The 20,998-nt window shown below is 65.4% G+C and carries 22 protein-coding genes and 1 pseudogene; 4 read left to right on the top strand and 19 right to left on the bottom strand.

Annotated features, from left to right (window positions below):
- Positions 1-38: 38 nt before the first annotated feature.
- A complete protein-coding gene (locus AZ34_RS08335) occupies positions 39-491 on the bottom strand; it encodes a MarR family winged helix-turn-helix transcriptional regulator (protein ID WP_197026514.1) in 453 nt (150 codons plus the stop codon).
- Between the two features lie 112 nt (positions 492-603).
- Here AZ34_RS08335 and AZ34_RS08330 point away from each other — a divergent pair, with 112 nt between their 5' ends.
- Positions 604-837, top strand: coding sequence for a DUF2798 domain-containing protein (locus AZ34_RS08330; protein ID WP_035606962.1), 234 nt, complete (start codon positions 604-606; stop codon positions 835-837).
- A gap of 47 nt (positions 838-884) precedes the next feature.
- On the opposite strand, the gene AZ34_RS08325 is transcribed toward AZ34_RS08330, so the two are convergent.
- The 8 genes from AZ34_RS08325 to andAc form a co-directional block, all read right to left on the bottom strand.
- A complete protein-coding gene (locus tag AZ34_RS08325; RefSeq protein ID WP_035606960.1) occupies positions 885-1,655 on the bottom strand; it encodes an ABC transporter ATP-binding protein in 771 nt (256 codons plus the stop codon).
- Complete coding sequence (locus AZ34_RS08320) at positions 1,652-2,458, bottom strand: ABC transporter ATP-binding protein (RefSeq protein WP_035606958.1); 807 nt, start codon at positions 2,456-2,458, stop codon at positions 1,652-1,654. The genes AZ34_RS08325 and AZ34_RS08320 overlap by 4 nt, the downstream gene beginning before the upstream one ends.
- Complete coding sequence (locus AZ34_RS08315; RefSeq protein WP_035606956.1) at positions 2,455-3,432, bottom strand: branched-chain amino acid ABC transporter permease; 978 nt, start codon at positions 3,430-3,432, stop codon at positions 2,455-2,457. The genes AZ34_RS08320 and AZ34_RS08315 overlap by 4 nt, the downstream gene beginning before the upstream one ends.
- Before the next feature lies 1 nt (position 3,433).
- Positions 3,434-4,354 (bottom strand): branched-chain amino acid ABC transporter permease, encoded by a 921-nt coding sequence (locus tag AZ34_RS08310; protein ID WP_035606954.1) that lies wholly within the window; start codon positions 4,352-4,354, stop codon positions 3,434-3,436.
- Positions 4,355-4,478: 124 nt separating this feature from the next.
- Positions 4,479-5,651 carry an ABC transporter substrate-binding protein gene (locus AZ34_RS08305; RefSeq protein WP_035606953.1) on the bottom strand — a complete coding sequence of 391 codons (1,173 nt, stop codon included), beginning with the start codon at positions 5,649-5,651 and terminating at the stop codon, positions 4,479-4,481.
- Positions 5,652-5,723: 72 nt separating this feature from the next.
- Positions 5,724-6,065 (bottom strand): non-heme iron oxygenase ferredoxin subunit, encoded by a 342-nt coding sequence (locus AZ34_RS08300; RefSeq protein ID WP_035611229.1) that lies wholly within the window; start codon positions 6,063-6,065, stop codon positions 5,724-5,726.
- Positions 6,066-6,081: 16 nt separating this feature from the next.
- On the bottom strand, positions 6,082-6,606 hold the full coding sequence (gene andAd, locus AZ34_RS08295; RefSeq protein WP_051510104.1) for an anthranilate 1,2-dioxygenase small subunit AndAd: 525 nt from the start codon (positions 6,604-6,606) through the stop codon (positions 6,082-6,084).
- 23 nt (positions 6,607-6,629) lie between these two features.
- Positions 6,630-7,949, bottom strand: a complete 1,320-nt coding sequence (andAc, locus tag AZ34_RS08290) for an anthranilate 1,2-dioxygenase large subunit AndAc (protein WP_231495491.1) — start codon at positions 7,947-7,949, stop codon at positions 6,630-6,632.
- 244 nt (positions 7,950-8,193) lie between these two features.
- Between andAc and andR the strand changes: the two genes are divergently transcribed.
- Positions 8,194-9,243 carry an anthranilate 1,2-dioxygenase regulatory protein AndR gene (gene andR / locus AZ34_RS08285; protein ID WP_051509626.1) on the top strand — a complete coding sequence of 350 codons (1,050 nt, stop codon included), beginning with the start codon at positions 8,194-8,196 and terminating at the stop codon, positions 9,241-9,243.
- Between the two features lie 121 nt (positions 9,244-9,364).
- Here andR and aroQ read toward each other — a convergent pair.
- Positions 9,365-9,796 (bottom strand): annotated as a pseudogene (aroQ, locus tag AZ34_RS08280) (type II 3-dehydroquinate dehydratase); the annotation flags it as partial.
- A gap of 281 nt (positions 9,797-10,077) precedes the next feature.
- On the opposite strand from aroQ, the gene AZ34_RS08275 reads away from it, so the two are divergent.
- Entirely contained in the window at positions 10,078-11,622 is a 1,545-nt protein-coding gene (locus tag AZ34_RS08275) for a methyl-accepting chemotaxis protein (RefSeq protein WP_035611221.1), read from the top strand.
- A gap of 55 nt (positions 11,623-11,677) precedes the next feature.
- Here AZ34_RS08275 and AZ34_RS08270 read toward each other — a convergent pair whose 3' ends face one another.
- The 7 genes from AZ34_RS08270 to AZ34_RS08240 form a co-directional block, all read right to left on the bottom strand.
- Complete coding sequence (locus tag AZ34_RS08270; RefSeq protein WP_035606949.1) at positions 11,678-12,877, bottom strand: MFS transporter; 1,200 nt, start codon at positions 12,875-12,877, stop codon at positions 11,678-11,680.
- A gap of 177 nt (positions 12,878-13,054) precedes the next feature.
- On the bottom strand, positions 13,055-13,810 hold the full coding sequence (locus tag AZ34_RS08265) for an ABC transporter ATP-binding protein (protein ID WP_035606947.1): 756 nt from the start codon (positions 13,808-13,810) through the stop codon (positions 13,055-13,057).
- 2 nt (positions 13,811-13,812) lie between these two features.
- Positions 13,813-14,568, bottom strand: a complete 756-nt coding sequence (locus AZ34_RS08260) for an ABC transporter ATP-binding protein (RefSeq protein ID WP_035606944.1) — start codon at positions 14,566-14,568, stop codon at positions 13,813-13,815.
- A complete protein-coding gene (locus tag AZ34_RS08255) occupies positions 14,565-15,551 on the bottom strand; it encodes a branched-chain amino acid ABC transporter permease (protein WP_035606941.1) in 987 nt (328 codons plus the stop codon). Before AZ34_RS08255 ends, AZ34_RS08260 begins: the two co-directional genes overlap by 4 nt.
- A gap of 9 nt (positions 15,552-15,560) precedes the next feature.
- The gene (locus AZ34_RS08250; protein WP_035606938.1) at positions 15,561-16,436 is read right to left on the bottom strand and encodes a branched-chain amino acid ABC transporter permease; all 876 of its coding nucleotides are present in this window, start codon (positions 16,434-16,436) and stop codon (positions 15,561-15,563) included.
- Positions 16,437-16,505: 69 nt separating this feature from the next.
- Positions 16,506-17,645 carry an ABC transporter substrate-binding protein gene (locus AZ34_RS08245; RefSeq protein ID WP_035606935.1) on the bottom strand — a complete coding sequence of 380 codons (1,140 nt, stop codon included), beginning with the start codon at positions 17,643-17,645 and terminating at the stop codon, positions 16,506-16,508.
- 33 nt (positions 17,646-17,678) lie between these two features.
- The gene (locus AZ34_RS08240; RefSeq protein ID WP_035606932.1) at positions 17,679-18,632 is read right to left on the bottom strand and encodes a shikimate dehydrogenase family protein; all 954 of its coding nucleotides are present in this window, start codon (positions 18,630-18,632) and stop codon (positions 17,679-17,681) included.
- Between the two features lie 174 nt (positions 18,633-18,806).
- On the opposite strand from AZ34_RS08240, the gene AZ34_RS08235 reads away from it, so the two are divergent.
- Positions 18,807-19,577: an IclR family transcriptional regulator domain-containing protein gene (locus tag AZ34_RS08235; RefSeq protein ID WP_035611218.1), complete on the top strand. Its 771-nt coding sequence runs from the start codon at positions 18,807-18,809 to the stop codon at positions 19,575-19,577.
- Between the two features lie 57 nt (positions 19,578-19,634).
- Here AZ34_RS08235 and AZ34_RS08230 read toward each other — a convergent pair whose 3' ends face one another.
- Positions 19,635-19,919, bottom strand: coding sequence for a tautomerase family protein (locus tag AZ34_RS08230; RefSeq protein ID WP_269320440.1), 285 nt, complete (start codon positions 19,917-19,919; stop codon positions 19,635-19,637).
- The gene (gene aroC / locus AZ34_RS08225) at positions 19,859-20,965 is read right to left on the bottom strand and encodes a chorismate synthase (RefSeq protein ID WP_035606926.1); all 1,107 of its coding nucleotides are present in this window, start codon (positions 20,963-20,965) and stop codon (positions 19,859-19,861) included. The genes AZ34_RS08230 and aroC overlap by 61 nt, the downstream gene beginning before the upstream one ends.
- Between the last annotated feature and the right edge of the window lie 33 nt (positions 20,966-20,998).

Genomic DNA, 20,998 nt, shown 5'->3' with positions numbered 1-20,998 from the left:
GCGCATGGGATTAAGTGACCCGATCAGCGCCCAAGCACTCAAGATTCAACGTCGATCGCGTCGGCGATCCGCGCCAACGTCTCGAGTGCCGCCAAGGCAGCTGCCAAGTCCGACTCCTCGGCCTGCCGCAAACGCTGACTCCAATAAGCCTTGATGCGGCGGATGCCTTCAACCGCCAAGTCGGTCGGCACGACTTCGACGTTGCGTGCATTGCCCTCGGCCGCCTCGCGCTGGACCAGACCCCGCGCTTCCAAGGCACGCAAGGCCGTGCTGACGTTGCTGCGCTGCAGGCCCGTTGCGTCGGCAATCTGGCTAGGGGTGGCATGCGGGCGGGCATGCACATCTCGAATCACGGCGACCTCCGTGCCTGTCAAGGGAGGCAGGCCGTGCAATTCGGGATGACGGATGTCCAGCTTGCGCGCCAGCTCCAGCACGGCATCGGCCAGACTGGCCAGTTGTTCGTCACTGATTGCCTTCTTCTTGCTGGTCATGTCCTGTTGCCCCATTTGATTATGTTTTGATAATTATTTATATATAATATAAATCGCGCCCGTGACTTCATTTGCAGCTGCGGTGTGCGTGATCCAACTTTTGGAGAAACCGATGATCAAGAAGAAACGCATTCTGCTCACCCAAGTGCTGATGACCGGCATGATGGCCGCGGCGATGTCGGGCATCATGTCCCTGATCGCGCTTGGGCCAGGCGCGCTGTGGCTCAGCCTTTGGGCCCGGCAATTCGTCTGCGCCTGGCCGATCGCCTTTGTCATGACCACGCTGATCTGGCCCATCGCCAACCGACTGAGCGGCCTGCTACTGCGCGAAACCGCCGTGCACTGACCCCGCCTCCCCGCAGGAAGGCCTTGCGCGTCATCCAGGCGCGCGCGTCAGACGCCCAGATACGCCTTCCAGATTCCCCGGTCCGCGCGCAACGCGGCCGAGTCCCCCTGCCACACCACGCGCCCCCGCTCCAGCACCAGATGCCGGTCGGCCAGGTCGAGCAGGCGCTCGATGTACTTGTCCACGACCAGGATGGTCTGGCCCAGGTCCTTGAGCTGGCGCAGGCACTTCCAGATTTCCTCACGGATCACGGGGGCCAGGCCTTCGGTGGCTTCGTCGAGGATCAGCAAGCGTGGGTTGGTGGAGAGCGCGCGGGCGATGGCCAGCATCTGCTGCTCGCCGCCCGAGAGCTGGTTGCCCATGTGCTGCCTGCGTTCCCGCAGGCGCGGGAACAGGGCGTAGAGCTTGGCCAGGTCCCAGGCATCCCTCTGCTCATTGCGGTGGTCGGCGAAGGCGATCAGGTGTTCTTCCACGCTGAGGTTGGGGAAGCATTGCCGCCCTTCGGGCACGATGGCCACGCCCAGGCGTGCAATGGCGTCGGGCCGCAGGGCCTGGCGCGAGCCACCGTCCTGCGCGGCCGCGACGGTCGTCTCGCCGAAACGGATGCAGCCCCGGCGCAGCGGCAGCGCGCCGATCAGGGTCTTGATGGTCGTGCTCTTGCCCATGCCGTTGCGGCCCAGCAAGGTCACGACTTCACCAGCCTGGATGCTCAGATCAACGCCGAAGAGCACCTGGCTGGCGCCCTCGCCCGTGCCCCCCGCGGCACCGTAGCCCGCTTCGATCCCCTCGGCGTGCAGCAGCGCTTGCACCTGGCTCATGCCACGTCCTCCGTGCCCAGATAGACCGCCTGCACCTGCGGGTTGCCGCGGATGTCGTCCACGCTGCCCGAGGTCAGTACCTTGCCGTAGACCAGCACCGAGATGCGGTCGGCCAGCGCGAACACTGCCTTCATGTCGTGCTCGATCAGCAGGATGGCCATGTCCCGCTTGAGTGTCTGGATCAACACCGTCATGCGTTCGCTGTCTTCCGGCCCCATGCCGGCCATCGGTTCGTCGAGCAGCAGCAGCTTGGGCCGCGAGGCCAGAGCGAGCGCCACGTCGAGCTGGCGCTGCGCACCGTGCGGCAAGGCACCGGCCACGCGATCCAGCGCGGCGCCCAGGCCCACGCGCTCGGCCAGTTGCACGGCCTGTGCGCGCAGGGTGTCGTCCCTCGCACGGTCGCCCAGCAGATTACGCAGCACGCGCGACAGACCTCGCACCCGCCCGCCCGGATGCCGCCCGCCCGAGGACTGCACGGCCAGCAGCAGGTTGTCCAGCACCGTGATCTTAGAAAAGATGCTGGTGATCTGGAAACAGCGCGACAGCCCGGCGCGCACCCGCGCATGCATGGGCAGGGGCGTGAGGTCCACGCCGTCGAGCGTGATGCGGCCCACGTCCGGCGCATGCAGGCCAGAGATCAGGTTGACCAGGGTGGACTTGCCCGCGCCATTGGGGCCGATCAGGGCGTGGATCTCACCGGCGTTCACGGCCAGGGAGACATCGTCCGTGGCGCGCAGCGCGCCAAAGTTCTTGACCAGGCCCTGAACGTGGAACAGGGCGGTTGTGCCGGACGTCGTGCTCATGCCGCCCCCTCCCCGGCTCTCACGCCAGCCGCAGCGGGCATCTTGCGCGAACTGCCCTCCAGCAAGCCCGCGATGCCACGCGGCGCGAGAAAGACGATGGCGATGAGCAGCACGCCCAGGGGCAGATGCCAGTAGTCGGTATAGGCCTTGACGATCTCCTCGAGCCCGATCCAGACTGCCGCACCCACCGGGCCGCCCCAGCGCTGCCCGACGCCGCCGATGACCACCATCACCAACAGCGTGGCCGATTGGGTCCAGTGCATCATGGACGGGCTGGCAAAGTTGTTGTGTGAGACGAGCATGGCACCGGCCAGGCCCGCCACGCCGCCGGCGATGGCGAAGGCAGCCAACTGGATGCGTCCCACCGGAAAACCCAGCGCCCGCATGCGGGTCTCGTTGTCGCGCACGCCCATGAGCGCATGTCCGAAGCGCGAACGCGTGGTCCGGTTGAACAGCGCCATGGCACCCGCGAACAGGGCCAGCACCACCCAGTAGAAAACACCGTCATCCAGGGTGCTCAGACCCAGGCCCAAGGACGTTGGCCTCATGAGGTTGTAGCCATCGTCCCCGCCGTAAGGACGCAGCGACACCGCGATGTAGTAGAGCATCTGCGCGAAGGCCAGCGTGATCATGATGAAGTACACGCCGCGCGTGCGCAGGGCCACCAGACCGATCAGCGCCGCGACCAGCGCCGCCACGAGCAAGGCCGCGGGCCACAGCAGCCAGGCGCTGTGGACACCGGCATCCGCCAGCGCGACCAGCGTGTAGGCGCCCACGCCCAAAAAGCCGCAGTGGCCCAGCGCGGCCAGGCCGCCATAACCCAGGATGAAGTTCAGCCCCGCCGCGGCCAGCGCGAAGACCAGCACGCGCCGCACGAAACCCACGTAAAAATCCAGGCCCAGCGAGGGCGCGACCAGCGGAAACGCCGCCAGCAACAACAGCGCCACCCAGGGTAGCCAACGAGCCAGCTTCATTTCAACCTCGCGCGGGAAACAGACCTGCGGGCTTGAAGGCGAGCACGGTCGCCATCAAGGCATACATGGCCAGCCCCGCAATCAGCGGCGCGACGTCGGACACGGCCGCGGGCGGCAGCACGGCGCGCAGCGCCATGGGCACGAAGGCACGGCCGCAGGTGTCCACCAGGCCCACCAGCAGGGCCGCGATGAAGGCCCCGCGCACCGAGCCGATGCCGCCGATCACCAGCACCACCAGGGCGGGAATCAGGATCTCCTCACCCATGCCCACCTGCACCGCCGTGATCGGCCCCATCAACGCGCCAGCCAGCGCGGCCAGGGCCGCGCCCAGCAGGAACACGCCCGAGAACACGCGCCCCACGCGCACGCCCATGAACTCGGCCATGGCACGGTTGGAGGCGCCCGCGCGCACCAACATGCCCACGCGGGTGTGGTTGACCAGCAGGTACAGGCCCAGTGCCACCAGCAGGCCCACAACGAGGATGAGCAAACGGTAGGACGGGTACGGCAGACCGGGCAGGACTTCGATGGGCTCGGCCAAGGCCGCTGGCGCGGACGCCATCAAAGGCGCAGGCCCCCAGATCATCTTCACCACGTCGTCGGCCACCAGGATGATGCCGAAGGTGGCCAGCACCTGGGCCAGGTGGTCACGCCCGTAGAGGTGGCGCACCAGCAGCGCTTCCAGCACCAGGGCGACCAGCAGCACCACGGCCAGCGCCACCAGCAGGCCAGCCAGGAAGGAGCCGCTGCTGGTGTGCACCTGGGCCGCCACATAAGCCCCGCCCATGAAGAGCGAGCCGTGGGCCAGGTTCATCACGTCCATGATGCCGAAGACCAGCGTCAGGCCCGCCGCCAGCAGGAAGAGCATGAAACCGTAGCCCAGGCCGTTGAGGATCTGTTCGACAAAAAGTATGGGTGTCATTGTCAACAAGGTCTGCGCGCCACTCACCACAGCTCAGGGCACCCGCGGAACCGGCTTCGCCGTTCCGCCGGGTGCGCCCCCTTGAGGGGAAGGCGCCGAAGGCGCTTCGGGGGCGAGCCGTTCTTCACATCTTGCATCGCGTGTAATAGGCGTCGCGGTAAGCCTTCAGCGGCGTGGAGAGCGTCTTGTTGGTCAGCACACCGTCCTTGTTCTTCTCGATCACGCGCAGGTAGTAGTCCTGGATGGGGAACTGGTTGTTGCCGTATTTGAAGCTGCCCTTGATGGAAGCGAAATTCGCGGCCTTGAGCGCCTTGAGCACCGCGTCCTTGTCGCCGACCTTGCCCTTGACGTCCTTGACGGCCGCGTCGATGGCCATGATGGCTTCGTAGGCGTGCGCTGCGTAGAAGGTCGGGTAACGGCCGTAGGCCTTGCGGAACTCGCTCACGAACTTCTGGTTGGCCGCGTTGGGCAGGTCATGCGACCAGGGCGAGGTGGAGTACAGGCCCAGGATGGGTTCGCCCACGGCGGCAATGGTGTCTTCCTCCGCCGAGGCGGGGCCCGTGATCAGGCGCACGTCCTTGGACAGGCCGGCGGCGACGAACTGCTTGATGAAGTTGATGCCCATGGCGCCGGGCAGGAAAAAGAACACCGCGGCGGGCTTGGCGGCGCGGATCTGTGCCAGCTCAGCCGCGTAGTCCAGCTGGCCGACCTTGCCGTAGACCTCGGCGACGATCTCGCCCTTGTAGGTGCGCTTGAAGCCACCCAGGTGGTCACGGCCCGCCGGGTAGTTGGGCGCGATCAGGAAGGCGCTCTTGACCTTCTGGTCGCTGGCCCACTGGCCCGCGGCTTCGTCCCAGGTGTCGTTCTGGTAGCTCAGGCCGAAGAAATACGGATTGCACTGCTCGCCCGCGTACTGGCTGGGGCCGGGGTTGCTGCTGATGTAGGGCACCTGAGCACCGAACAGCACGGGGCCGACAGCCAGCGCGATGTTGGACGGCACGGGGCCGGTGAAGAAATCGATCTTGTCGCGCTGCACGAAGCGCTGCGCGATCTGCCGCGCCTGGTCGGGGCTGCCGGCCGTGTCGGCCTGGATGAATTCCGCCGGGTAACCGCCGAGCTTGTTGTCCAGCAGCTTGATGGCCAAATTGATCGCGTCGCGGGCCTCGGCGCCACCGACCGCGAAGGGACCGGACAGGTCCAGCGCCAGACCGACCTTGACCGGGTCAGCGGCCTGCGCGTTCAGGCCAAAGCTCAGGGCCAAGGCGGCCAGAGCGGTGGGGAAGAAAGAAGATTTCATGCGTGCTCCATGTAGGAAAAATCAAAGGAAACCCGACCCGAGACTGAAAAAGAATTGACAAAGCTCGGAGTTTTAACCGATTCCGACCTCCACCCGACCTGCCCCGTCCTTCATGACGACACGGATCGGGAAACTCCGCACGGCTTCTGTCACCGGACCGCCACAGGGCAGGCCCGTGGCGATGTCGAACAGGCCCTGGTGCAGCGGGCATTCGACGCAGCCGTTTTCGATGTAGCCGTCCGAGAGCTTGGCCGCGCCATGCGTGCACAGATCGTGCAGCGCATGCAGCGCGTCACCCTCCCGGAACACTGCAATCGGCATGCCAGCGGCCACCACGGGCCAGACCGCGCCGTCGGGAAAGTCCTCGGGCTCGCCGACGTCATGCCACTGAAGTTGCTCGATGATGTCGCTCATGGTCAAGGCCTCGGCGTCAGATGGGAGTGGCCAACAAGGTCATCACACGCGAGGTGTCGTAGATCACGCGTTTGCTCTGGTAACGCCAGCCCTCGGGCGTGCGAACGGCCACGTCCAGGTAACGGCCAGCCTGGTAGACGAAGGACTCGCCATTGGTGCGGGTCTGGATCACCACGTAGCTGGACTCGGCCCGCACGGTGTCCGCATCGACGCGCTCGATGGTCAGGCCCGAGGTCATGTGGCGATTGCTGTGGTCTTCGTAGATGTTGGCGTGGCGCAGCGAGAGCACACGATCCCGCAACATCTTCTGGTTGTCACAGTAGATCAGGCCGATGGGCAGACCCAGGTCGGCGTTTTCCTTGGGCACGATCTCGTAGAGGCAGTCGGGCGTGAACATGGCTGCCCAGTCTTCGAGCCGGTTGTTGTCCAGCGCGGCGCAGTAGCGCTCCTGCAGCTGGCTGATTTCAAACCAGAGGGTGATGGATTCCAGCGTCGCCGCCTCAGGTGCGGCAGTCTTCGCCACGGGTTTCTTGAGCGTCATGGGGGTCATGGTCGCGTTCCTCCTCAATAACCCATGAGCTTCTGGTAACCCGCCCAGAATTTGCGGATCAGGTTCTCGGTGATCATGGTGTCCTGCCGCGGCTCGACATCACCGTCGGTCAGTCCCAGCGCCATGATGGACGCGGCATCCCCGTCGCGCAGGGTGGCGCGCTGCACCAGCTCCGTGGCCTCGGTGTCTTCCATCGAGATGTACCCCGCCGGCCCCACGAGGTTGGCCTGCTTGATGCGCAGCGCGCGCAGCTCGGGCGTGTCATCGGCGTAGCCGAAGAAGTGGAACACCAGCTCGAACTGGTCCGGCCCCTTGGGCAGCACCTGGCGGCAGACCAGGGTGTTGTGGATCTGCTGCAGCACCAGCTGTGGAAAGATGGTCTGGATGTGGTTGGTGCAGTCTTCCTCGTACTCGGAGACGAAACCCAGCACCGAGTCGTCCTCCAGGTGGAAACCTTCGTCCATGGAGCGGATGGCCTGCTGCTTGTAGGCGTCGGCCGTGTCTTCCTTTTCTTCCTTGGGCTTGGTCGCCGTGATGATGCTGTGCAAGCCATGCGTGGCGTCGGGCAGCGAACGCGCTTTCATGCCCACGCGGAATATGTTGAAGGTGGTGTGGAAGAGGTGCAGCAGACTCGCGTGGTAGGGGTCCTTCACGTTCTCGTAATAGAGCTTCCAGTTGCTCTTGGCGAATTGCCGCGTGCAGCCCAGGTAGACGATGGGCTTGTGCATGATGCGGTCCACCCAGGGCCGCATTTGCGCACCCAGGTACTCGGGCAGCGGCGGCGTCTGTTCGCTGAAGGTGGCGAAGACGATGCCCTGGTAGCTGTCCACGCGCAGCTGCTTGAGACCATGGTCAGCCGGCTTGAAGTCGGCCGGCATGCCCGGCGCGCCGTCCTTGCCGCGGCGGAAAGGCACGCCCTGCAGATTGCCCTTGCAGTCGAAACTCCACTGGTGGTAGACGCAGGTGTGCTCCTTGGCGTTGCCACGCGCGTTGCGGCAGACCATGGCGCCGCGGTGCGCGCAGCGGTTGACCCAGCAGGCCAGCTCACCCTCGGGCGTGCGCGTCACCACCACGGGCGTGTCGCCCACGAAGGTGCTTTTGTAGTCACCGGGCTTGGGGATCTCGCACTCCAGGGCCACGAAGCTCCAGACCGGGCCACGGTAGATGCGCTCCTGCTCACGCTCGTAGACCTCTTGCGAGCTGAACACCTTGTAGGGCGTGCGCGAGCCGTCTGCCCGGGGGAAATGCACCACGGCCTCTTGGGCCACCGCCGAGGCTCCCACCCCCGTGTTCGCGCCCGTTTTCGGTGCGCCGATGTCAACGACGTCATTCATCAGAGTGCTCCTTGTGACTCAACCCCAAGTCCGCGTCATGCTGGCGCGGTAGGGAATGGTCCGATTGTTGGAACACCCACGGCGTGCGGCTATCCGTTTGCCGCAGATCGGGCGGCACCTTGTCCAATTCGCGCGGCTTTCACGCGGGGGCTTGATCTGGGTGAAACAGGGTGGGTGATGCCTGGCGCGCTTCTTGCACTTTGCTGCCTGCTTCCGGACTGTTACCTGGAACACCGAACCGGCCATGCAACTCGCCCCACGTCCCGCAGCCGTCGCCACCGATTTCGGCCTTTTCGAACCCCGGGCACTGCGCGCGCACCGGCTGTTCGAATCCGATGACCTGGACGAGGCTCGGGAGCGCATCTCGCGGGTCATGCAACCCCACCAGCTGCGCCCCTTGGGCGCGAGCACTGGCCGCCCCTCGCGTTCGCACATGGACTACGTGCGACTGGGAGAGCTGGGCCTGGGGACCATCGCCTTCTTCGGCCAACCCACGCAGGTGGACGTGGAGGCGGTGGAGGATTACCACCTGCTGATGTTCTGTCTGCGCGGGCACGCAGAGGTGCGCAGCGCGGGCCGCACCTTCACGGCCAGCCCCTCCACCGGCGTCGTCTGCGCGCCGGGTCACTCCTTCCTCGCCAACCTGTCACCCGACTGCGAACAGTTCGTGCTGCGACTGGACCGCCACATGGTCGAGGCCCATCTGGGGCTGGACGGCGCGGCAGCCCGCTTTCATGGCGCTCTGGATATGCGCCGCCCCGGCTTGCAGGCCTGGGGGGAGCAATTGCGCCTGATCGCCGGGTCGCCCGCCCTGCTGGACACGGCTCGGCGTCATCCCCTGGTGGCCGTTGAGATGGAGCGCTTGCTGGTGCACCTGCTGCACGAGGGCCAAGGCTGGGGGTCGGACACACACGACGCCCATCTGCAGGCCACGGGTATCGCGCCGGCCTGCGTGTTGCGCGCTGAACGCTGCATGGCCGAACGCGCGGGCGAGGCGCTGCGCCTGGCCGACATCGCGGCCGCGGCTGGAACCTCCACGCGCACCCTGCTGGAAGCCTTCAAACGCTTTCGAGGCACCAGCCCCATGCAACACTTGCAGGCTCTGCGCCTGGAGCGCGCTCACGCCTTGCTGCGCACCGCGCAAAGCCACACCCATGACGCGCCCTCCGGGGATACGTCCTCCGTCGCCGCGATTGCTTTCGATTGCGGTTTCACCCACCTTGGTCGTTTCGCGCAGGCTTACCGCAAACGCTATGGCGTGTCGCCTTCCGTCACCTTGTCGGCACGACGCTGACCAAGGCGTGCCCGGGCGCTCAGTCCTTGGACGGCAGGCGGGCAACGCCTTCTTGCGCGGCCGGCGCCTCCAGGGCACGGCCTTCGCGCACCACGCCCTCGCTGGCGCGATGCTGCATCACCAGACCGTCGATGGCCAGGGCATAGCCACCCACGCCAAACCCTGCCATCACGGCCGAAGCCACGGGACTGATGTAGCTGTGGTGGCGGAAGGCCTCGCGCGCATGGACGTTGCTGATGTGCAGTTCGATGAGGCGCACGCCCGCACCCTTGATCGCATCGTGCAACGCGACGCTCGTATGCGTGTAGGCACCGGCATTGAACACCACGCCAATGGCTGCGCCTTGCGCCTGCGCGCGACCAGCCTCGTGCAGCCAGTCGATCAGCGCGCCTTCGTGGTTGCTCTGGCGGAAATCCAGCTTCAGTCCGTGCTGGGCCGCCGCGCGCTCGCACAGTGCCTGCACGTCGGCCAGGGTCTGCGCGCCGTAGATGCTCGGCTCGCGCGTGCCCAGCAGGTTGAGGTTGGGGCCATTGAAGACGTAGAGGGTTTTCATGGTGTTTGAGTCTAAGCGATCCAATTTTCAGGCGATCCCATCGCATCCAGTCTGACCAGCAGGATGGTCGGATCACCACCTTGCAACAGGTCCGGTCCATGCTGGGGCAACCGATCAAGCGGGATTTTCAAGACTTTGATTTGACATTGAAATTTCAGGGGCGACCTATATGATCGTTCCGTATTTTGAATGCTGGTTCTCGCTTGCCACCAGCGTGCCTGTTTCGGACTGCACAGCGCACACGTTAAAGCAACCGCCAAAAAATTTCCGAAGGGCATGCCATGCATTTCCTGAATCATTGGAAGCTGCGCAACCGCGTGCTGGCGGGTTTCGCGCTGGTCATGGTGCTGCTGATCGGCGCCTCCGTCGTCGGCGTGCTGCGCGTCGGCCAGCTCAATGAGCGCATCCACCGTCTGGTCGAGGTGGACATGCATGCGCTTGATCTTTCACGGCAATGGGCCGGGCTGACCGAGGTCAGCATTCAGCGGCGACTGGTCAGCATGGCCGTGAACGACCCAGTGTTCGTCACGGCCTTCACCCGCAAATCCAAGGAAACCTCCGCCCGCATCGACGCGGTGCAAAAGGAACTCAACGGCATCGAACAGCCCCCCGAGGCCGTGCGCCTGGTCGAGATCATCAACCAGAAACGCAAGGTCTACCAGGACCTGCGGGAAGCTCTGCTCAAGAGAAAGGAAGCCGGTGAAAACGTGGTCGCGGGGATTTCCAGCGATCTGATCCCGGCCATGGAAAGCTACCTGGAAGCGATCAACGCCTACGCGGACTACACCCACCAAAGCGTGGCCAAGGCCACCGCCGAGATGGAAGACCAGGCTCGCCTGACACGTGCGCTCATCATCGTGCTGCTGAGCCTGGCCTCGGTGCTGGGCGTGGTGGTGGCCTTGCTCATCACCCGCTCGGTGACTCAACCGCTCGAATCAGCGCGCCGGCAGACGGCGCACATTGCAGACGGCGACCTGACGCGGCGCATCGAGGCCCAGGGCAGTGACGAACTGGCTGAATTGAGTCGCAGTCTGTCTGAAATGCAAGAACGGCTGGCCGTCACCATCGCCGGGGTGCGCAGCTCAGCCGAACAAGTGCGGCTGGCCTCCAGTGAAATCGCGTCGGGCAACCAGGACCTGTCGAACCGCACCGAACAGGCCGCCGCCAGCCTGGAGCAAACTGGCGCGGCCATGGCCCAATTGGGCGATGGGGTGCGTCAAAACGCCGATGCCGCGCGCCAGGCCGACGCCCTGGCTCAGGCAGCCTCACAAGTGGCGCATCGAGGCGGCGCCATGGTCGGGGAAGTGGTGCGCACCATGCGTGACATCCAGGAGGCGTCCAACAGGATCGGTGACATCATCGGCGTGATCGATGGCATCGCCTTCCAGACCAACATCCTGGCGCTGAATGCGGCCGTGGAAGCCGCCCGTGCGGGCGAACAAGGACGAGGTTTCGCCGTGGTGGCGGGTGAAGTGCGATTGTTGGCTCAGCGCTCGGGCGAAGCCGCGCGCGAGATCAAGGCGCTGATCTCTGCCTCCGTCGATCGCGTGGACGGCGGCAGTCGTCTGGTCAGTGAAACCGGGGAAACCATGGGCGAGGTGGTGCGCAGCGTCAACCAGGTCACGCAAATCATCAGCGAAATCTCCAGCTCCAGCGCCGCGCAAGCCCACACCCTCGGAGAAATCGGCCAGGCCGTGCAACACCTGGATCAGATGACGCAACAGAATGCTGCGCTGGTCGAACAGTCGGCCGCCGCCGCGCAAGGCTTGCGCGAACAAGCCAACGATCTGGTGCAAACGGTCGCCAGCTTCCGGCTCTCCCGCTGAAGCCGCCACCCGCGCGCCTTGGCACGGCCCGAAACCTCGCCAGGACCCAGGGCTTTCAGGCGGACTGTGCGCGCGGCAACCAGCAGCGGGTGATGAGCCCAATGCCCAAGGCCGCCAAGGCCATCGGCAAAGCCACAGGCCAGGTGCCGGTCAAAGGGCCATGAAGGCCTCCCACCGCCTCCACGCCGTGGGAGAAATGCGCCACGGTCTGCCCCAGGGCAAAGGCCACGGCCATGGTGATGAAGCCCGACCAAGCCACAGCGCGACCGGCGGCGTGTGGAAGGTCACTCACCGCGCCAGCCTGCGCGCACGGCTGGTGAAAACCATGACCGATCACGAAAATCCAATGCCCCAGCAGGAGAGGCACCACCCGATCCGGCCACGCCATCGCGCCCACGACTTGCAGAGCAGCGCCCGCCAGGCTGAAACCCGCCCCCAACTGCACGCAGGCCAGCGCCGTGCGCCGGTGCAGCAGATGGCGGCACCAGGCCGTGCTGAAGGTGTAGACCAGGGAACCGCTGGCAGGTATCCAGCCATAGGCCAGCGGGCTGAGGCCCAGGCGTTCCACGTAAACCATGGGCGACAGCAACAGGAAGCAGAAGACGCCCCCGTACGTGGCCGCCGTGAGGCTGCTCCAAGCCCAGAAGTTGGCATTGCGCAGCACCTCGCGCGCGCTGCCTTGCTGGCCGGGTACGCGGGCAGGACGGGTCTCGGTGAAGCGCAAGGCACACCAAGCCAGCACCACCAGCGCATAAGCGGTCATGCACGCCAGGGCCCAGCGCCAGCTGGCGTACTGCGTCATCAACGCGCCGAGCAAGGGCGCCAGCAGCGCCACCACACCCAAGCCCGACAGGCCCAGCGCCATCACACGCGGACCTTCCAGCGCGCTGTAGCGGTCGCGCACCGCGGCGCGCGCGCAGATCAGGATGGCCGCCATGGCCACGCCCTGCACGGCGCGCCAGCAGGCCAGCACTGCGATGCTGCCCGCCAAGGTCGCGCCCAGCGCGCCCACGGCGTAGAGCGCCAAACCCGACAGCAGCAACGGCCGACGGCCCCAACGGTCGGCCAAGGGCCCGCTGAAGAGCTGGCTGATGCCGAAGGCCAGGGCGAAAACAGTCAGGCTGGTGCTGGCCGGGCCCAGGTCGCGCGTGATCGCGGGCAGGGCAGGCAGGTAGAGGTCGGTGGCGATGGGCTGCGCGCCCAGGAGCAGCAAGAGCAGGACCGTGAAGGTCCCTCCGGGCAAGGCGAGGCGCATGAAATCAGGGATCCGGGTGGTGGCGCATCGGTCACATCGGGCGCATCAGGTTCGAGTCAGGCGCGGCATGGAGCGCCGAAACACGCATTCTCCTCCAGCCGCGCATCGAACGCAGCGCTCGGGGTCTGATGTAACGCCTCATGCGAGCGCAAGCACCGAACCCACGGCCCCAAGTTCTCAGGCGCCGGCCGGCGCGGCGACCCCGGTGCTGTGCGCGCCGCCGAGGAACAAGCGCTCGATGTGTGGATCGGTCAGCAGTTCGGCCGCCGGACGCTGCAGCACCCGGCGCCCGGATTCCAGCGCGATGGCTTCGTCCGAGACCTTGAGCGCGCTCTTGACGTTCTGCTCCACCATCAGCACCGTCGTGCCCTGCCCGGCCAGGCGGCGCAGCAGCTTGAAGACTTCCTGCACCACGATGGGCGACAGGCCAATGGACGGCTCGTCGATCAGCAGCACCCGGGGCCGCAGCAGCAGCGCCCGCCCGATCTCGAGCTGCTTCTGCTCGCCACCCGAGAGGGCCGAAGCCTGGGAATGCAAGCGCTCGCGCACACGCGGGAAGAACTCCAGCACCTCGGGGATGCGCGCGTGCGTGGCCTTCATGCCCAGGGTGATGCCGCCCAGCTCGAGGTTCTGGTGCACTGTGAGCTGGCCGAAGAGGTTGCGCCCCTGGGGCACGAAAGCGATGCCGCGCGCCAGCAGATCCTTCGGGCTCGCGCCGGTGACATCTTGGCCATCGAGCAGGATACGGCCTTGGCGCGGCTTCAGCAATCCAAACAAGGTCTTGAGCACGGTGGATTTGCCCGCCCCGTTGGGGCCGAGCAGCAGCGTGATCGCGCCACGCCGCGCCTGGAAGGACAGTTGGTTGAGGATCATGAAATCCTTGTAGCCCGCGACCACGTCCTGGAACTCGATGCAAGAAGTGTTGTAGGCCATGGTCAACTCCCCAGGTAGGCGTCGAGCACCTGCTTGTTGGCGCGGATTTCGTCCGGCGTGCCGATGGCCAGCACGCGGCCCTCGACCATGACCAGGATGCGGTGGCACAGATCCATCACGAAGTCCATGTTGTGCTCGATCACGACGAAGGAACTCTGGCGCTCGCGGTTGAGCTGCTTGAGCAGCACCGAGATGCCGCCGACCAGGCTGGGATTGACGCCCGCGCAGGGTTCGTCCAGCAGCACCAGGTCGGGATCGCTCATGAAGGCCATGGCGATGTCCACCAGCTTTTGTTGACCGTAGCTCAGGCTGCCGGCGGGCTGCTCGGCCACATGCCGGATGCGGAACAGATCGATCAGCGCGTCGGCCTTGCCGCCCAGGCCTGAATCGCCGGGCGCGAACAGACGACTGAGCAGGCTGCCTTGGTGTTCCTGCGCGGCCACCAGCAGGTTGTCGCGCACCGACATCTTGCCGAAGACCTGCAAGGTCTGGAAGGTGCGGCCGACACCGCGCCGGTTGAGTTCCAGCGGCGACAGTCCGGTGATGGACTGGCCATTCAACTCGATCGAACCCGCGTCGGGGCTGATTTGCCCGAGCACACTGTTGAACATCGTGGTCTTGCCCGAACCATTGGGGCCGATGACACCAAAGATTTCCCCGGCGCGAACCTCGAAGCTCACGCCGTCGACGGCCTGGATCGCGCCATAGGCTTTTTTCAGCCCACTGACCTTGAGCACGGGTGGAGAGGACGCGTTCATGCCTGGCCTCCTTGCGCGGCGGCGGCCCGGGCGCGCGCGGCCGAAGCCGCCTGTGCCTGCCGCCGGGCCCGGATGCGGTCCGGGATGCTGAGCAGCCCGTCTGGCAGCCAGATCATCATCAGCACCACCGCCGTGCCAAACACGAACAGGTACCAGGCTTGAGCGAAGCGCAACCACTCAGGCAGCAGCACGCCGACCGCCGCGCCCACCACGGGCCCGAGGAAATAGCCCGGGCCACCGACCACGACCATCAGGTACATCATGATCGAGGCCCCCACCGTGAACGGTGCGGGCTCGATGAACTGCACCAGGGACGCGAACAGCACGCCCGCCACGCCAGCGTAGGCCGCGCCAATCGCAAAGCTCAGCAGCGTGTAGTTGCGGATGTGCACGCCCAGACTCTCGGCGCGGATGGGGTTGTCGCGCAGCGCCGTGAAGGCCTTGCCCCAGGGCGAGCGCAGCAGTCGCCACTGCAGCCAGCCCAGCAGCAAGGTCACCACCAACGTGAAATAAAAGTAGGTGCGGTTGTTCTCCAGCGACCAGCCCAACAGTTCGGGACGCGGGATGTTGTTGATGCCAAAGGTGCCACCGGTCAACCATTCCTCGTTGCGCATCACCAGCCAGATGGCGGTGTTGAAACCCAAGGTGGCGAAGGCCAGGTAAATGGTCTGCACCCGCAGGGCCGGAAAGCCAAGGATCAGGCCAACCCCAAAGCAGATCAACGCCGCCGCGGGCAGACTGAACCAAAAGCTCACCCCCGCCTTCATGAGGATGGCCGCCGTGTAGGCGCCGATGCCAAAGAAGGCTGCGTGGCCCAGCGATTTCTGCCCGGCATAACCCACCGTCAGGTTCAGGCCCATGACGGCAATGATGAAGATCAACCAGTACGTCAGCAGATAGACGCCGTAACTCTTGAGGAACTGGGGCGCGATCAAGAGGCCCAGGCCGACAAGCAGCGCCAAGATCATGGAAATGCGTTTCATGGGGCCGCCTCAGACTTTCCGTTCTTCTTTTTTACCCAGCAGGCCTTGCGGCTTGAACAAGATGACCACCATGAAGATCATCAGGGCCACGGCATCCTTGTACGCTGGCGAGACATAGGCCGCTGCCAGGTTCTCAGCCACGCCCACGATCAGACCGCCCAGCAAGGCGCCGCGCGAGTTGTTGAAGCCGCCGATGATGGCGGCGAAGAAGGCCTTGGTGCCCAGGCCCTCACCCATGTCGAACTTAGCCAGGTAGGTCGGCGTGACCAGCAGGGCCGCCGCGCAGGCCAGCAGCGCGTTGATGGCGAAGGCGTAGAAGATCATGCGCGGCACGTTGATGCCCAACACGGTGGCGCTTTCGGTGTTCTGCGCCACGGCCTGCATGGCGCGGCCGGTCACGGTGCGGGTCATGAAGGCCTGTGTTGCGAAGACCAGGGCCAGCGCGGTCAGCAGCGTACCGATGCCGCCGGAGGTGATGGTCACGCCCGCGATGTTGAACACATGGTCGCCAAAGGGGTTGGGAAAAGGATGCGCCTCGGCGCTGTAACCCGCGCGGATGCCGTTGCTCAGCGTGATGGCCAGGCCGATGGTCGCGACCACGATGGGCATCATCCCGTACTTGAACAGCGGGTCCACCACGCCACGCTTGAAGGCCCAGCCCAGCACCAGCGCGGAGACCCCGGCGGCCAGCACGAAGCCCAGCCACAACGGCGCGCCCAGGGCCATGAAGGCCAGCATGACGAAGGCCGGCAGCATGACGAATTCGCCCTGGGCGAAATTGATGGTGCCGCTGGCCTGCCACAGCAGGGTGAAGCCCAGGGCTGCGAGCGCGTAGATGCCGCCCGTGGCTAGGCCGCTGAACAGCAGTTGCAGAAAATCAGTCATGGCATTCCGGTTCCCACGGGCACCAGGCCCGCAGGAAGAACAAACAAACGGAAAAGAGGACAGGGTCGCTTACTTCTTGCCCAGCGGCGGCAGTGTGCTCACCACCACCTGCTTGCCGTTCTTGACTTCGACCATGAAGCTCTCGCGGTCGATGTCGCCCTTGTCATCGAAGCTCACGTCCATCAGCACGCCCGGGTGTTGCTTGGCCGTGAAGGTGACGTTCTTCAGCGCCTGGGCCACGGCCACGCGGTCGAACTTGCCGACCTTCTCGATCGCAGCCTTGAGCACATGGACGCCGGTGTAGCCCTTGATGCCGTTGTGGTCCGACACGTAGTTGTATTCCTTCTGAAACTTGGCGCCGAAGGCCTGGGTCGGCGGTGCGTCAACAGTCAGGCCAACGTGGGCCACGGCGCCATTGGCGGCCTCGCCCGCCAGCTCGATCACCTTCTGGCCGGTCAACGTGGTCTCGCCGATGATGGGCTTGGTCCAGCCCTGCTTGCGGAACTCGCGCAGCGCGCGGGCCGATTCTTCCTCGTTCGTGTAGACGAACACGGCATCGGCATTGCTTTGCTTGACCGCCAGCACGGCGGCGGAGAAATCGATCTGCCCCTGGTTAGTGGAAATGTCGGCCACCACCTTGGTCGGGCTGCCTTCCATCAGCTTGACGATGGCGTCGCGCCCGCCCTTGCCGAAGTCATTGTTCACGTAGACCACGGCCAGGGTCTTGGCCTTGCCGTTGATGTAGCGCGCGAGCTTGGGAAAGGACGTGGACTGGCCGAAGCTGGTGCGGAACACATAGGGGTTGCCCTGCTGCGTGATGGACGCGGCCTCACCGCCCGTGAAGTTGGGCACCTCGGCACGACGCGACTCGGCCATGCTGACCATGATGGAGCCCGAGAACACCGGACCGAAGATGGCGAAGACCTCTTCGTCCACCGCCTTCTGGGTCAGGCCCTTGGCCACGCCAGGGTTGCTCTGCGTGTCGTAGGTCGCGGACTGGATCTTGCGACCCAGGATGCCGCCGGCCGCGTTGATTTCCTTGACTGCCAGTTCCACCCCATTCTTGAAGTTGGTGCCGGCCGTCGCGCCGGCGCCGGACAGTTCCACGATGTTGGCGATCTTGACGACCTGCTGTGCCAGTGCCGTCGTGGCACAGGCGGCGCCGAGGGCGCAAGCCGCCAGCAGTTGGAGTGTGAAACGTTTTTGCATGAGTGTCTCCTTGGGTTTTAGTGAAGCGGTGAGTCAATGAAAAGCGGGCCGTGCTTCTGCGGCTCGGGTCTTGAGTGCATCGCCAGGGCGGCGGATCTCGTGCGCCAGTTGCGGTGGATAGATCAGTTCACGCAGGAAGGTGGCGTCCTGCCGCACGGCCTGCGCCGCCTCAGGGTAGCCGAAGAACTCCAGGTACAGCGGTGTTTGCTGGATAAGCATTTCGAAACCAGGCTGCGCGTGCAAGCCGCGTTCGCGCACGGCGCGCACCAGGGGCGTGGGCTGGTTCTTCATCAGGATGTCGACCAGGACTGCGTGCGGCGCCATGCGACTGACATCGAGCGGCAGCGGATCGCCGGGCTGCAGACCCAGCGGCGAGGCATGGATCACGAGATCGAAACCTGCGGGGTCGTTGCCCGGCGCAGCGCGCACCCGCCCCCCGCTGCCCAAGCACGCCCCGAGGCGCGCGGCCACGCTTGAGGCCTTGCCCGGCACCGGGTCGTACAGCGCGAGTTCGGCCACATCCCCCACCAGCGACGCGCCGATGGCGGCGGCGCCTCCGCCCGCACCCAGGATCAAGACGCGCCGCCCCGCATGGGCCATGCCGAAATAGTCCAGTGAAGCCCGCAGCCCTTCCCCATCGAAAAGCCCGCCTTCTAGTCGTCCGTCCGCCGTGCGACGGATGGCGTTGACCGCGCCCGCCAGACGGCCCAGAGAGGAGCAAGCATCCAGCATGTCCATCACCAGCGCTTTGTGCGGGATGGCCAGGAACAGGCCCTTGACGTTGCGCGCCAGGAAAACGCTGCGAACAAACGTCTCGATGTCGGCCGGCGCCACATGCACCGGCACCAGCACCGCGTTGATGCCCAAGGCAGCGAACACTCGATTGAAGACTTCGGGTGCCCGGACCTGCTCGACCGGATCTCCCGGGATCAGGAAAAGTTCGGTGCTCCCGCTGACGCGAGGAACAAGCGCACTGGAAAGCTGCATGTAGGCCGGTCTGTCGGTACTTGGAATGGGCGCGAATTTAGTGGATTCCCAAGGGCAAACCGACATTCGAACGATCGGCATGCGCGAATATCGCTCAAAATTGTGCGTTCATCGAACGCATTCAGGGTTTCACCTGAACTGCTCGCCATGCGCCCGCTCCGCACAATCCCGCCCGTGACTTCCCTCCCCCAGCTCGACAAACGCGACTGGATCGCAGGCCTGGAAAAAGGCCTGTCCGTGATCGAGGCCTTCGACGATGCCAACCCCCGCCTGACCAGCAGTCAGGCCGGTGAGCGTTGTGGCATGACCCGCACCGCCACGCGACGCTACCTGCTGACGCTGGCCCACCTGGGCTACGTTGCCACCGATGGCAAGCTGTTCTGGCTGACACCGCGCGTGTTGCGCCTGGGGCGGTCTTACCTGGAATCGGCGCGGCTGCCGCGCATCGTGCAACCCTTTCTGCAGCGCGCCACGGCGGGCATCGGGGAAACGGCCTACGTCAGTGTGTTGGACGGGGACGAGATCGTCTGCATCGCGCGCAACGGCCCCAACCGCAACATGAACACCGGCTACGTGCTGGGCGCGCGGGTGCAGGCGCAGGTCACGGCGGCAGGAATGCTGATGCTGGCCCTGCGCGACGAGGCCGAAGCGGAGGAATGGCTGGCCCGTCAGGAATTGAAGGCCTATACATCACACACCATCACACGCAAGGAGAGCCTGCGCGAGGAACTTGCCCGCATCCGCCAGCGCGGCTGGGCCATCTCGGAGCAGCAGCTTGAACTGAATTACCGTGGCATCGCGGTGCCACTGCTCGACCACCACGGCGATCTGGTCGCCGCGTTGAACGTCACCATGCCCATGGGGCAGGAAAGCACGCAAGATGCAGCCGCACGAGTGCTGCCGGTGCTGCAAGACACCGCGCGCGCGATGCGCAACCTGATCTGAGGGCTGAAGGGCTTGGATCGGCCAGGTGAGTTGGCAGCGAACAGCCCGCGCGCCGCTCTATTTCTTCTCGCTAAAGGGTACGCCGGCAACGAACCAGTCCTGGCGCTGCACCTCAGTGATCAGCACATCCACGGCTTCGGCCGGAACGCCGAGGGTCCGGATCGTGATCTCAGTCAGGGCCTGGGCGTATAGTTTTTTCTGCTCAGGCGTGCGGCCCGCAAGCATCTCGACGTGGAGGATGGGCATGGTGGTGTCTTCCTGGAAGGTGGATGGAATCAGAACTACTGTGCGCCGGGCACGCGCCCCGGAATCGGTGGCACGGGCAAGGACACGTCGCCGCACTGGGCACGGTGGCGCAAAGCGTGGTCAATCAGCACCAGGGCCAGCAGGGCCTCGGCGATGGGAGCCGCACGCACACCCACGCAAGGGTCGTGGCGTCCCTTGGTGATCAGTTCGGTCGCCTGCCCCGCCGTGTCGATGGACGCGCGCGGCACGAGGATGGAACTGGTGGGCTTGAGGGCGATGGACACCTCGATGTCCTGCCCTGTGCTGATGCCGCCCAGCACGCCGCCGGCCTTGTTGCCCACGAAACCCTGGGGCGTGAGCGCGTCACCATGGGTACTGCCCTTGTCCGCCACCGCCGCGAAGCCGGCGCCAATCTCCACGCCCTTGACGGCGTTGAGCCCCATCATCGCGTGGGCGATGTCCGCGTCGAGCTTGTCATACAGCGGCTCGCCCAGACCGACCGGTACCTGGGTCGCCGTCACGCGCAGGCGTGCGCCACAAGAATCGCCCGACTTGCGCAGCGCCTGCAGATAGTCCTCGAGCGCGGACACGTCGGCCACGGGTGCGAAGAAGGGGTTGTGCTGAACGTGGTCCCAGGATTCAAAGGGGATCTCAACCTCGCCGATTTGCGTCATGCAGGCACGGATCTCGATGCTGAACTTTTCCCTCAGCCACTTGCGAGCCACCGCGCCTGCCGCCACCGTGGGCGCGGTCAAGCGGGCCGAGGAACGTCCGCCGCCGCGCGGGTCACGAAGGCCGTACTTGCGCCAATAGCTGTAGTCCGCGTGGCCCGGGCGGAAGGTCTGCAGAATGTCGCCGTAGTCCTTGCTGCGCTGGTCGGTATTGCGGATCAGTAGGGCGATGGGCGTGCCCGTGGTCTGGCCTTCGTAAACGCCAGACAGGATCTCCACCTGGTCAGGCTCGTTGCGCTGGGTGACGAACTTGCTGGTACCGGGGCGACGCCGGTCCAGTTCAGGCTGGATGTCCTCGACCGACAAGGCCATGCCGGGCGGGCAGCCGTCGATCACGCAGCCGATGGCCGGACCGTGGGATTCGCCAAAATTCGTGACGCTGAAAAGTAGACCTAGGGTGTTGCCGCTCATGTGCGGGATTATCCCCGAGGCCCTCGACCCATC

The organism is Hylemonella gracilis str. Niagara R (genome assembly GCF_000600295.1).
GTDB lineage: Bacteria > Pseudomonadota > Gammaproteobacteria > Burkholderiales > Burkholderiaceae_C > Hylemonella > Hylemonella gracilis_A.
This window is presented reverse-complemented; position numbering and strand designations above follow the sequence as displayed.